Origin of the sequence: Spirulina subsalsa PCC 9445 (assembly GCF_000314005.1) — a bacterium.
Taxonomy (GTDB): domain Bacteria; phylum Cyanobacteriota; class Cyanobacteriia; order Cyanobacteriales; family Spirulinaceae; genus Spirulina_A; species Spirulina_A subsalsa.
The window spans coordinates 4,311,134-4,324,428 of the sequence record NZ_JH980292.1 but is presented as its reverse complement, the minus strand read 5'-3'; the positions used below and the strand labels follow the sequence as shown (position 1 = coordinate 4,324,428).

Sequence of the window (13,295 nt, the reverse complement as noted above, 5' to 3'; positions counted from 1 at the left end):
CTCAAATGGATTGGGCAAGGTCTGGGGATTTAAGACCACCAGGGGTTCTCGTTGGTGCGGAAATCGGTTTCTGTCCAGGGGGTATATTCTACTGTGTCCTCGTCGGTGACGGTGGCATGGGCTAGGGCCAAGGACAGGGGCGCGGGGCCACGAACGACTTTGCCTTCTGCATTGTACTGGGAGCCGTGACAGGGACACATGAATTTATTGGCGCTGGCGTTCCAAGGGACCACACAACCGAGGTGGGTACAGATGGCGTTTAAGCCGTAGGAGGCTAGGGTGGCATCTTCTTGAACGATTAAGTAGGTGGGATCTCCTTTGAGGCCTTGGGTCAAGGTGCGATCGCCCGGTTTGTGTTCGGCTAAAAATTCGCTGACTTTAACGTTATTGCCCAGAGCATCTTTGGCGGTAACTCCACCCCCAGCAGCGCCACTGGAGGGGGGAATAAAGTATTTCACAATGGGATATAAAGCGCCTAATGCGGTTCCGGTGATGGTACCGAAAGCCAAGAGGTTCATAAATTGGCGGCGACCCATGCTAGGGGCATCGGAAGCAGGAATTTGTGTCATAACTAAACGCTAGAAATTATACTTTTGTAAAGGATGTAAAGAATCCTGAAGACTTTCTCAGAATCCTGCCAAGTTATGGTAAACCAAACTTAGCGACCAAGCGTATTAGGAGTTGAATAGGGGTTCGCTCTTTAAGAAGCGTTACAACTCTTTGTATTAAATTATTACAGAAAAAGGGCATTCAAAGGGGATAACCTGAAGATCAAAAGATTGTGCAGTGGATGAGGCGATCGCAATGACCGGACAAGAACTCCAGCAACTCTTACGGGCAAAGTGGGGCTGTTCCTACGATGTTCAGATTCGACGGATTAAGGGCAAGATTTATGTTCAGGTCATGTGGAAGTATCTAGAACAGGCCTCGTTTCCCCTGTCGGCGCTGGAGTATGAGGAACATTTAAATGCGATCGCCCAGTATCTCAATGGTTGGGGGGTGGTGGAACAGGTCAAGCAAACCATTGAGAATAGTCGAGAGCGCCCCCGTTTAGGAAAAGCGATCAGTATTCCCCTTGATTTGGGGGAACGGGCTTCTGAGTGGATGGTTTAGTCGGGAACGGGGAGAGAGGGAGAGGCAATCTCCTGACTCCTGACTAGATTGCTTCGTACCTTCCTTCGGAACGCTACGCGTTCACTTCGTGACGCTTCGCGTTCGCGAAGCGTTGCGTTGCAAACGCGTAGCGTTGCGCAGCAAACGCAATGACATTACTTCCGATTCCCGACTCCCGACTCCCGACTCCCGACTCCCGACTCCCGATTCCCGATTCCCGATTCCCGATTCCCGACACCCGACTCCCCCATCACTCCTCAATGACAAACTCCAAAATCTGACCTTGACTACTGCCCAGCTTAATCTGGGTGCCGGAGGGGAGGGGGATTTCCTGACGGTGAACCGTGCGCCACCCTTGACTGTCTTGAATCAAAGTGCCATAGCGGGAAAAGTCCCGGAGGAAATAATTGGGGCCATTAGACGATGCCGTAAAGGTTTCTCGATAGAAGATTTCCGCGTGTTCCTGACTCACCCAACGCTCTTGAATAACCACATCATTCGTCGGATGACGACCAATGCGAATTAACCCCCCCTGCAACGACCAAACCCGCTGACGATCTTGGAGCGATCGCAAATTGGCCTGGGGTAAAGTGGCAGAACTACCGGGGAGAATGGTAGGGAGTTCAGTAATCCCCTCCCCCAACACCTGCACCAATTCCCCGTTAAACTCCGGGTGCATATAGAGAATCGGCAACGTCCAAGCAGGTTGGTTAAACTTGTAGAGCGTCAGGAGTTGTTGACGAGCGATCGCCATCGCCTGATCAACGGGCATTCTTTCCGACAGTGCCTCAGTAAACGCCTGAATAAAACTTAACGCCTCTCGATCGGCAATAGAATCCCGCATCGCCAACACAGCCGGAACCCCATGATGAATCAACACCTCCGCCAAACTACTGCGAGGAATCGTATGCTCCGCCGCTTGTTCGCCTAGCGTTTTGTAGGAATCCGGTTGCGCCCCCCAACAGGCATTAAATAAAGCCAACGTCACTTGATTCCGCACTAAAATCTGGGCTAATTCCGTGCCGTTAATCGTGGCATCCCGACGTAAATAGAGTAACCCCCCATCCGGTGCAGGAGTTCCATGTCCGGCGTAGAAAAACACATTGTAACGACTGCATTCTAAGGCCTCAATCAACTGACCGCGAGTCGGTTGGAGGAGCGTTGTAACATAGGTTGGGACCGGATAATGCGATCGCGCATAATTCGCCTGTCCCGTCCGTCGTTCAATAAACTGCGATAACGTAGCCGCCTCTGCATCCAAATCTAAAGTATCTTGGGCAGGATAAGAACTTTCCCCCAACACCAACAAAATTTGTAACCGATCTTGAGTCCCTTCAATACTCAACGGATCCACATCGCTCGTCGTGCGACTAAACAATAACTGTTGATTCAACGAAATCGCCTGTTTCCCCGCCCCCGGCTGCATAATCTCCCAAGGCAGAGGAATTAAATTCGGATCCCGAATATCCAAACGGAGACGCAACGCCTTCCCCTGACCAATCGCCACCCCCTGCCCCTGCATTAACGTCTTACCAATCGCCCCAGCAAACAGCCACTGCCACAAACTAATCCCTAAATCCTGCATCAAACGCCCGCCAATATTCTGAGGCGTTCCCGACCATTCCTCCAACAAAAACCCCACCTCCAGGTTCACATTGTCATGAATCACAGGTAAATGAGGCCCCATCGCCAAAGAAAACATTTGTTGCCAAGCCAACCATTGCCGGGTTAACTCCGGCGGCCACTCACAGTCATGGTGAACATAACCATCAGGAACTGGGGCTTTAGTCACCCAAATCGCATAATTTGTGTGTCCGGCCGTTTGGAGACGAGTCAGCGCCAAACTCAAACAAGGGGTTTCTTCAGACATTCCAAGCAGTGGGTTAACAGTGGGTTAGGAATAATCCGGTGTCCGGGGCATTAAATCACAAAATTCGGACAGCCGATTATACAGAGGAGACAAGCGCGAGTTGCTCAGTCTGGGCGACAATCGGTCACAGGTGCAACAATAGTAACGAGTAGCATTTGAGCATCCGTTGCTGGCTCGACAGGCAACCAGCCAAGGTTTAGCGCTTCTTCTAATTCTCCCTCATTGGGGGGCATCGGGGAATCTGGGGGAGAGGTTTCCGGGGAGGGTAAGGAAACCTCCCCGGAGTTTGCCTCATCTGGAGCCGGAGACAAGAGACAATGACCTAGTTGTACCCAAGTCATATCTTCAGCACGGGTGACACGACGGAAGACTTTTAAGGGAGTTTCTGGGGGGATGTTTTGGGGAGTCCCTAACAAATTTGGACTGGGGTATAGTTCTAGAGGACGGTCAAAAACAACCCACTGATTGACAGAAACATTCCGAATGGATTGAGTGGGTTGGGGCAACGTGGGAGAGGGAGACGGGGGGGAGGAAGGGGGAGAGGCCACCGGAGGACGGGCGGGATTATTGCCCAACAAACGATTCGCCTGTTGCCGCATTTCCGGGAACATCAGCCAAGAGAGAGAACCAAGCGCCAACACTAAACCCAGTAAAATTCCCCCCGCCAATAGGGAACGCTGCACCCAGTTTAAACGGGGTTTGAGCTTTAACATCGGTTCGGTCGGTTCATCCAACAGAGCCGTGCTATGGGTGTTTTGGTAGGTTGAGGGAGCGGGGAGTTCGTGTAACGGGGGTAAGGTGATCAGGTTACTTCCGGCGGCGGGTTTAGCTTGAACTTGACAATGCACGAGAGCAATGGTGATGTTGTCGTGGCCGTTTTTGGTTTGACCAATTTCCATTAAACGGTCTGTCACGGCTTTAAGATCCCGTTTTTCGGTCAAAATGGGCAGGATTTCCGTCACCCAATACTGATCCACCCGATCATCATCACTTAGACCATCGGAACAAAGCAAGAAAACCGAGTCCTCATCGATAATCACCCGCCCAATGTTGGGATAAAGACGAGTAGAGGCGCTCATCCCTAGGGCTTGGACTAGGGCTCCGGCGTTGGGATAGGACACAGCATCGGGATAAAGGGCATAGCCTAAGCGCACTTCTCGGGAGGCAATATCATCATCTAAGGTGACTTGATGACAACCGGAACGGGTGATCCAATAGATGCGGGAGTCCCCCACATGGGCGCAAAACATTTGATGTTGATGGGAAAGAGTCATAACGAGGGTGGTTCCCATGCGTTTGCGCATCTGGCGCTGTTCGCTGTCGTTCCGTTGGCTAATCCGATCATTGGCGCGGGAAATGGCCGTTTCAAGGAGTTCGGTGATTAGTTCAGGGGATTGGGCTGGGCTTTGGTCTAACAGGGGTTTTACACTCTCTTGGAGGGCTTCTATGGCCAATTGGGAGGCAATTTCTCCCCCATCATGACCCCCGATGCCATCACAGACAATGGCGAGGCTATTTTCCCCTTGGGCGAGGGATTGACGGGTGTTATGGGGGGGGTAACAGGCATCTTCGTTATGACTCCGGGAAGGGCCCGCATCGGTGAGGGTACAGAGATGATGTTCCTGTTGACGGGCTTGGGTGGCTTGGGCGATGGCCTGATCTAAAACATAGACCAGTTGATGGGAGTCGCTAATCTTGCCATTCTCTAGGGCTTCGGCCAGTTGTTGGATAAATTTACGAATCAGGGGAGAGGCGGAGGCTTGCCAAGTGAGCCACAGTTGCCCCAGATGGCTCAAGGTGAGGACTTCTGGGTTTTCACGGGGGCGACTATCTCCTTGGAGTTCAGCCAGTTTCAAGATTTGCCCTTGCACTCGCAGCAGGGCAGGACTGAGTAAGCTGGAGACTACCCCCTGATTTTCCAGAGGGTCCCACAGTTGCGCCATTTGCCACAGCCAATTGAGTTGGCGGATGGCGGTGGCGTGGGGCCATTGTTGTAGGAGGGAGGGGAGAATATGCCCGGTGCTGAAGTCGGGGGGGGTGGGGAGGGTGCCGTATTCTAATAACCAGGTGGGGGTGGAGCGATGGGGCAGGGAGATAATGCCGTAGACTTGGGGTAAATGCAGGCGATAGGGGATGAGTTTTAGGTAAGGTGCGATCGCCTCGGGAATCTCTTCCGGAGGGGTAGGGGGGGCGGCGGGTTTCGTATCCAGCAGAATCCGCGCTTGACAGACTTGATAACGCTCCTCTAATAGTGTCCCCACGGCCACATCTCGCACATCTCCCCCAATCATCCATAAATATCGTCGCAGTAATGGCGTACTACAAGCTTGACAAAATTTATGCTTTAGGTCATTTGCTGCTTGACACTTAGCATCCGAGCAGTAAAGGGCAACCGCAGGATTATTCATAGGAAAATCTGGACGATAGGGGGCAATGGCTCTAGAAGGTTTTTCAAGAAACTATCCACACCAGTTGAGGCATTTTCGGGAATGGTAAATCAGTGAAAGTGCCTATCTTCCAGTGTACCGAAAAAGTCAGGCTAAAATTAAGACAACCAAATGCTTCTACTGGGGTGTCTGTATGAACGTTGTGTGTTTTCTGGCGATCGCAACCCTCTGTCTGAATCCGGTTGTGGTTTCCTGGAGTCCCGTAAGTTTAGAAGTGTCTTCCCCTCTCGCTCAAACCTATGGGGCCTCGACCTTTTCCCAAGGCTACAATCTTGGCTATAGCTTGGGGTTACAACAAGGAGAACTAGACCGGAGTCAGCAGTTAGACTATGATCCCACAATTTTGGGCATTGGGGACGTTTTGGAGGGCGAAACGGATCAAAGGGCGATCGCAGGCTATAAAGCCGGATTTTTGGCCGGATTTCACGATGGGTTCTATAACCACGCGGACTTAACCTTAAATGAAGTAGAAGAATTTGAAGATGGTTATAATCGCGGCTATCAAATGGGTTTGAAAGAGGGGCGTTCCGCTCGAACTCAAGGCCTGGACTATCAACCCCATCCTGCCTCTAGTGTGGTGTGGCGACCTCAATATATTAGTGGGTATTTAGTCGGATATTGGCAAGGTTTTGAACAAGGATGGCAGGAGCAATAGTACACTATTAGTAGTGTTTTTTCCTTAAGACTACTTCCCAGACCGCTAGCTATAGCGTAGGATGGAAGACCAAGAATGAGTCATGAAGAAAAGACACCGTGTATTATTTGAAGGAATGGGCTGCGAGTTGTGTTGATGATCAACTGACTCGCTTAAATGTGACAGTCTTAGAAGGCGATCGCCCCTATGACTATCTCCTCTATGCCGATGACCTGCCACGACGCAATGATGGGCGGATTCGCGACTCGATTTTGAAGCGCTATCAACACCTAGAGGAGGGGGGATGGTGGTGTTCGGGGATTGATGTATTAACCGGGGATGAGGATTTATGGGGCTGTTTTAAGCCCATGTCCCCCCGTTATGCCCCCCAAAAACAAAAGCCGATTAAATACGAACACCCGCCAAAAACCAATACGGGGATTTTTGCCCTACGGGTACCGTTGCACCTCTGGCAACGCATCGCCCAACGCTATAAGGTCTGTATTTTGCCAGAAGATTTAGACCCCCAACAACCGGATTTAGGGTTTTGGCAGTGGTTAATCACTCATCGGGAGATTCCCCTGTGTATTACAGAAGGGGCGAAAAAGGCGGGTGCTTTGTTAACGGCTGGATTTGCGGCGATCGCACTTCCGGGAATTTATGGCGGCTACCGAGTCCCCCGAGATGAGCAGGGGAACATCATCGGCAAGGCTCGCCTCATCCCCCAACTGGAAAAATTTGCCCAGGAGAAGCGCCCCATTTATATGGTTTTTGACCAAGATCAAAAGCCCAAAACCATCAAAGCCGTTAATGCAGCCATTCGTCAAACAGGCTACCTCCTGACCCGCCAAGACTGCGAAGTGCGAGTGGTGCAATGGCAGCCCCAACAGGGGAAAGGGGTCGATGATTTAATTGCCGCCCAAGGGGTTAAGGCTTTTGAAACCGCCTATGGTCAAGCCCTGACCCTCGATACTTGGAAAGCCCACAGTTTAGGTCAACTCACCTATCGGGCCACCCACGACCTCAATACTCGTTATTTACCCCCCTTAGAAATCCCCTCAGAAGCCCGCTTAATTGGTCTAAAATCCCCCAAAGGCACAGGTAAAACCCAATTTTTAACCCAAGTGGTGCAAAACGCCCTCAATCGTCACCAGTGGGTGTTAGTCATTGGCCATCGGGTGCGTTTAGTCGAAGCCCTCTGTCAGCGTTTTGGGCTGAAATATATCACCGAAGTCCAAGACAATCCCACGGGGCAAGCCTTGGGGTATGGTCTTTGTATTGACTCCCTCCATCCCAACTCCCAAGCTAAATTCAAGGCCGGGGATTGGTCGAATGGGGTCGTGATTATCGACGAAGTGGAACAAGTCCTCTGGCATGGTTTAAACTCCACCACCTGCCAAAATCAGCGCGTCGCTATCTTAAAATCCCTCAAAACTTTGTTAGAAAATACCCTAGGCGGTCAGGGACAGGTTTATGTGGCGGATGCAGATTTAAGTGATGTGTCCCTCGATTACCTCCTCAAGTTGGCCGGAGTTCGGGTGCAGCCTTGGGTGATTGAAAACCACTGGCAGCCGACAAGGGAGGAAGCTTGGCCCCTCCACCACTACACCGAAACCACGCCGGATCACTTATTACAGGATTTGGTGCAACATATCGCCGAGGGGGGCAAGCCGTTTGTCTGTCTTTCCGCCCAAAAGTTACAAAGTCAGTGGGGAACTTGCAATTTAGAGGCTTATTTAAGCAGTCAATTTCCCACAGCGCGGATTTTGCGCCTTGATTCTGAGTCCTTGGCGGATCCTACCCATGCGGCCTATGGCTGTATGGCGAATCTGGATGAACGACTGAAACAGTATGATATTGTCTTGGCCAGTCCGGTGATTGAAACGGGGGTGAGCATTGAGTTACGGGGGCATTTTACCTCGGTCTGGGCGATCGCCCAAGGCATCCAAAGTGAGAATTCTGTGCGTCAGGCCTTGGGTCGAATTCGGGAAAATTTGCCCCGCTGGCTTTGGGTCGCTCCCTATGGCTTTAATCAAGTGGGTAACGGGTCTACTTCTATTCCCGCCCTCTTGGACTCAGGACAGCGTTTAACTCAGGTCAACATCCGTTTACTCCAACAGTCGGATTTTGAGGCCTTGGATGACCTAGAAACGGGCTTTGGGGCCGAATCCTTGCTCTGTTGGGCGAAGTTTGCGGTTCGTCTCAATGCGGCCATGTTGAACTATCGGGACATGGTGTTGACGGGGTTATTGCGGGAGGGTCATTATGAAGTGACTCCCCCAGCAGAAGAGGTAAACCTTGAGAGTCCTTCAGAAGCCGGAGCTCCCTCTCCCTTTTCTTTGAGTGATGCGATCGCCCAAGTCCGGGATCACAACTATCACCTTGAATGTAATGCGATCGCCCAAAGTCGGGATCTCACCGAAACCACCTATCAACAGCTGAAAAAACAACTGATCAAAACCCCCAGCCAACGGCGCACAGTCCGCAAATACGAACTTCAACAGCGTTATGGAATCACCATCTCCCCCCAAATTGTCATCCGAGATGATGGGGGATGGTACAGTCAGTTACGCTTACACTACTTCCTCACCTTTGGTCGTCCCTACCTCAGCGAGCGAGATTGTTTCATCGCCAAACAACTCATGGAACAAGGAGAAGGGGCAATCTTCCCCCCAGACTTCAACCGTTCTCAACTCGGGGCCGCCATTGGTACATTGGAACGACTCGGGATTCCTACCCTCCTCGCCCACCCCGAGCGAGAACTCTCCAACACCGACACCGACCTCCAAGCCATACAGCATCTCGCCCTGAGCCATCGTTCCTTTATTAAAACCGTCTTAGGGATTGGACTAGCTAAGAATTCCACCCCCATTGTCATTGTGCGGCGACTTTTGGAACAAATCGGCTACAGAGTTCAATGTATTAAATACAAAAAAGACCCCCACCAACCCCGAAAACGAATCCGGGTGTATCAGTTAGTGAATCCTGACGATGACCGTTTTGAAGTGTTCGAGTATTGGTTATCTCAGGATAAGGAAATCTGGCGCAGTTTAGACGATTATCCCACCATCATTCGACCTGTGAGCGAGACAAATTGGCATAGTCCTTATCTCCAGCTGTCCTTATTTTGAACAAAAATAGCGACGCACTCTCCCACCTCGCACCCTCGCAGGTGGGGAGAGCTTCAATCTGATGTCCCCAACGTTTCTAGTGTTGCGGCAACGGGGGATTCTTGCCTCACAGACAGGCAAACAGAAGAGGCGACTGTTTCCAGTCGCCTCTTCTTTCGTAACTCAAGCTAACATTGACCGAGGAATAAACCCTTAGTCAATATCATCCATAAAGAGTACGGGTTCAGTTTCGCGGTCGATGCCTTTTTCAAAACCAGCCGCCGCCGCCCGAGCGCGTCCAGAGTGCCAGAGGTGTCCCACAAGGAAGAAGAACCCTAACACAAAGTGAGAAGTTCCTAACCAAGCGCGGGGATTCACATAGTTAAAGGAGTTCGGCTCAGTAATGATCCCACCCACAGAGTTCAGAGAACCGTTGGGAGCGTGGGTCATATACTCAGAAGCGCGGCGAATTTGCCAAGGTTGAATATCGTTTTGGATTTTGTCAAGATCCAAACCATTGGGGCCACGGAGGGGTTCTAACCAAGGGCCTCGGAAGTCCCAGAAACGCATGGTTTCACCCCCGAAGATGATCTCACCCGTGGGAGAGCGCATCAGGTATTTACCCAGACCTGTGGGGCCTTGAGCAGAACCGACGTTAGCACCTAAGCGTTGGTCACGAGCCAAGAACACTAAGGCTTGAGCTTGAGACGCTTCAGCGTTGGTGGGACCGTAGAACTCGCTGGGATACGCCGTGTTGTTAAACCACACATAGAAGGAAGCGATAAAGCCCATTAAGGACAGAGCGCCTAAGCTGTAGGAGAGATAAGCTTCACCAGACCAGATAAAGGCGCGACGTACCCAGCCAAAAGGCTTGGTCAGAATGTGCCAAATCCCACCACCGATACAGATTAAGCCAATCCAAATGTGACCGCCGATGATGTCTTCCATGTTGTTGACCCCGATGATCCAACCTTCTCCACCAAAGGGAGCGTTGATCAGGTAGCCAAAAATCACGGCGGGGTTTAGGGTGGGGTTCGTAATGATCCGAACATCACCACCACCGGGAGCCCAAGTGTCATAGACACCGCCGAAGAACATGGCTTTAGCGACGAGCAACAAGGCACCAGAACCTAACAGAATCAGGTGATACCCGATGATGTTGGTCATTTGGTTTTTGTCGGCCCAGTCATAGCCGAAGAAGTCGGAATATTCTTCTAAGGTTTCGGGGCCACGGATGGCGTGGTAAATCCCGCCTAAACCGAGGACGGCGGAGGAAATGAGGTGTAATACACCCACAACGAAGTAGGGGAAAGTATCGACGACTTCACCACCAGGGCCAACGCCTAAACCAAGGGTGGCTAGGTGGGGGAGTAAGATCGCCCCTTGCTCATACATGGGTTTGTCGGGCGTGAAGTGGGACAGTTCAAACAAGGTCATTGCCCCAGCCCAGAATACAATTAGGCCAGCGTGGGCTACATGAGCGCCCAGCAGTTTACCGGAAAGGTTGATTAAGCGAGCGTTGCCCGACCACCAGGCGAACCCGGTGGATTCAATATCGCGACCACTACTGATCGTTGTACTAGAGAGCGTTACCACGAGGCAATACCTCCTCTGGGAATTCAAAGTTTTCGTGGGGTTGGTCTTGAGGAGCCATCCAAGCTCGCAGACCTTCGTTTAATAGGATGTTCTTGGTGTAGAACGTTTCAAATTCGGGGTCTTCTGCTGCCCGGATTTCTTGGGATACGAAGTCATAGGCGCGTAGGTTTAAGGCTAAACCGACGATACCCACTGAACTCATCCACAAGCCTGTTACGGGAACAAACAACATGAAGAAGTGTAACCAACGTTTGTTAGAGAAGGCAATCCCGAAGATTTGGCTCCAGAAACGGTTAGCTGTGACCATGCTGTAGGTTTCTTCGGCTTGGGTGGGGTTGAAGGCGCGGAAGGTGTTGGCTTGGTCGCTGTCTTCAAACAGGGTGTTTTCTACGGTGGCTCCGTGGATGGCACAGAGTAACGCACCGCCGAGAATCCCGGCTACGCCCATCATGTGGAAGGGGTTCAGAGTCCAGTTGTGGAAGCCTTGCAGGAACAGGATAAAGCGGAAGATGCCCGCTACCCCGAAACTGGGGGCAAAGAACCAACTGGATTGTCCCAAGGGGTACATTAAGAAGACGCTGACGAAGACGGAAATCGGACCGGAGAAGGCGATCGCATTATAGGGACGAATCCCCACTAAGCGAGCAATCTCAAACTGACGCAGCATGAAGCCAATCAGCCCGAATGCGCCATGTAAAGCCACGAAGGGCCACAGGCCACCGATTTGGCACCAACGGGTGAAATCCCAGTTGGCTTCGGGTCCCCAAAGGAAGAGTAGGGAGTGACCGAAGGCATCGGCGGGGGAGGAAACCGCAACGGTGATAAAGTTTGCCCCTTCAAGGTAGGAGGAGGCGAGTCCGTGGGTGTACCAGGAGGTAACGAAGGTGGTTCCGGTGAGCCATCCGCCTAATGCCATGTAAGCACAGGGGAAGAGCAACAAACCAGACCAACCGATAAATACGAAGCGATCGCGCTTTAGCCAGTCATCGACTGAATCAAACCAGCCTCGTTCCTGCTGTACGCGCCCGACTGCAATTGTCATAATTCAAAACCTCTTGCTTCACTGAAACAATGCAAGATTTACGTTTACTAAATATCTCTTTTCCCAATTCCTCAATTAGTCTTGGGAAGGAGAGACGGGAGACTTTCCCTTTTTTAAGGTTCTGGTTATTATCCCAGATTTTCGATTTTCCTGAGAAAATTTTGCTGTTGATCCCTTTCAACAGGTGAAAGTCCTCAGTTTGTCGGGTCAGTTGGGGGAGTTAGAACACCACCGCCCCGAAATTCGCCCAGATTTAGGCAGACTATCGCTAAGAAGACAGTAAGGGACTTAGCTGTTCCACTCTTCTCTCTCTGTCGATAGATTGATGCGCTTTGAAGCAGAACATCTACTCAGCCAGAGGTGAGGGAAAATAATTCAGACCCCGGGGGGCATAGGGCTGAGTCCCGTTTAATAAATTAATACTTCTTAATCTGCCCCCAAGTCAAGTAAAAGGCTTTCAATCTAGGTATTTCGGACTACCGAACCCTGAGATCGGAAAACCTGCTTTCAAATATTATTACCAGAAATTTTACAAAATGACACATTTTTCCTCAGAAATCTCTAAGACTTGGATTTGATTAGGGAACGGGGAACAGGGGAGGGGGAGCAGGGGAGCAGGGGAGCAGGGGAGAGGGGGAGTTGATAATTATTAACTATTCCCGACTCCCGACTCCCGACTCCCGACTCCCGATTCCCGCAGCCAATCCTACAAATCCGGCAAGACCTGAAAACTCGCGACGCTCTGTTCAAAACCACTTAAACGCTGGGGAAATTCTGTGCGAGGAGTAGAGTAAGTAACAATCCAAAACCGATCATTTTCCTCAAGGGCATAAACCAACTGGGTGATTTCTTTCGTCCCAGCCCGAATTTGCACAACAATCCGTCCCACCAACTGATTATTAATGAGTTGAAGTTCCTGTTCTGTGACCTCATAATCCAAACGGCGGAAATTTTCCACCACTGCATCCGTCAACGTTTGTAGAGTCGTGCCGGGGATAGTTGTCGGTGCCGTTACATTAACCGTCGTGACAAATCCTTGCGTAGACTCGGCTGTATCAAAGGCAAGAAAATGAACAACTTGGCGACTTTCCCGTAACGCTTGACTTAAATCACGATATCTTTCACCTGCCCCTTCTAATTGACTGGCAACGGTTTCTAAATCCTCTTCCGGGTCGCCTCCTTCATAACCGGGGGGTAACAATAAACTCACGGAACGACTTTGAATTTCGGTAAAGTTCGGATTAACAGAAACCCTTAAGCGTTTGGTGACGGGAATCTCTGGGGAGGAATCAACCACCTTCCTGGCATCTGGAGGGGAGGGCTGACAACCCATTACCCCCCCCATTAACATCAAGATAACCAGAACTTCTTTTTTCATTGGGATCATGAGTTTATATTTCCTTGCGGTGGTTAAATGAACCCCACGATTTCCTAGCGTTTGAAAATTTTTGCGATAATTTTAACATTAGTTTTAGATTTGTAA

General features: G+C 50.9%; 9 protein-coding genes. 3 read left to right on the top strand and 6 right to left on the bottom strand.

All coding sequences use genetic code 11. The annotated features are described in order from the left end of the window. Nucleotides 1–29 precede the first annotated feature (29 nt). Nucleotides 30–569, bottom strand: a complete 540-nt coding sequence (petC, locus tag SPI9445_RS0119760; protein ID WP_017306515.1) for a cytochrome b6-f complex iron-sulfur subunit — start codon at nucleotides 567–569, stop codon at nucleotides 30–32. A 235-nt stretch (nucleotides 570–804) separates the two neighbouring features. Between petC and SPI9445_RS0119755 the strand changes: the two genes are divergently transcribed. Further along, a complete protein-coding gene (locus tag SPI9445_RS0119755) occupies nucleotides 805–1,113 on the top strand; it encodes a DUF3067 family protein (RefSeq protein WP_017306514.1) in 309 nt (102 codons plus the stop codon). A 250-nt stretch (nucleotides 1,114–1,363) separates the two neighbouring features. On the opposite strand, the gene SPI9445_RS0119745 is transcribed toward SPI9445_RS0119755, so the two are convergent. Together SPI9445_RS0119745 and SPI9445_RS26265 are read right to left on the bottom strand one after the other, a co-directional pair. Beyond that, nucleotides 1,364–2,983: a CHAT domain-containing protein gene (locus SPI9445_RS0119745; protein ID WP_017306512.1), complete on the bottom strand. Its 1,620-nt coding sequence runs from the start codon at nucleotides 2,981–2,983 to the stop codon at nucleotides 1,364–1,366. Nucleotides 2,984–3,087: 104 nt separating this feature from the next. Continuing rightward, a complete protein-coding gene (locus SPI9445_RS26265; RefSeq protein WP_083883566.1) occupies nucleotides 3,088–5,391 on the bottom strand; it encodes a PP2C family protein-serine/threonine phosphatase in 2,304 nt (767 codons plus the stop codon). Nucleotides 5,392–5,563: 172 nt separating this feature from the next. On the opposite strand from SPI9445_RS26265, the gene SPI9445_RS26260 reads away from it, so the two are divergent. After that, nucleotides 5,564–6,085 (top strand): hypothetical protein, encoded by a 522-nt coding sequence (locus SPI9445_RS26260; RefSeq protein ID WP_017306510.1) that lies wholly within the window; start codon nucleotides 5,564–5,566, stop codon nucleotides 6,083–6,085. A gap of 98 nt (nucleotides 6,086–6,183) precedes the next feature. Continuing rightward, the gene (locus SPI9445_RS0119730) at nucleotides 6,184–9,195 is read left to right on the top strand and encodes a plasmid replication protein, CyRepA1 family (protein ID WP_017306509.1); all 3,012 of its coding nucleotides are present in this window, start codon (nucleotides 6,184–6,186) and stop codon (nucleotides 9,193–9,195) included. A 192-nt stretch (nucleotides 9,196–9,387) separates the two neighbouring features. On the opposite strand, the gene psbC is transcribed toward SPI9445_RS0119730, so the two are convergent. The 3 genes from psbC to SPI9445_RS0119715 form a co-directional block, all read right to left on the bottom strand. Then, nucleotides 9,388–10,770, bottom strand: coding sequence for a photosystem II reaction center protein CP43 (psbC, locus tag SPI9445_RS0119725; RefSeq protein WP_017306508.1), 1,383 nt, complete (start codon nucleotides 10,768–10,770; stop codon nucleotides 9,388–9,390). Next, on the bottom strand, nucleotides 10,754–11,812 hold the full coding sequence (gene psbD / locus SPI9445_RS0119720) for a photosystem II D2 protein (photosystem q(a) protein) (protein WP_017306012.1): 1,059 nt from the start codon (nucleotides 11,810–11,812) through the stop codon (nucleotides 10,754–10,756). Before psbD ends, psbC begins: the two co-directional genes overlap by 17 nt. Before the next feature lie 706 nt (nucleotides 11,813–12,518). After that, the gene (locus SPI9445_RS0119715) at nucleotides 12,519–13,190 is read right to left on the bottom strand and encodes a hypothetical protein (RefSeq protein ID WP_026079953.1); all 672 of its coding nucleotides are present in this window, start codon (nucleotides 13,188–13,190) and stop codon (nucleotides 12,519–12,521) included. Nucleotides 13,191–13,295: the final 105 nt, after the last annotated feature.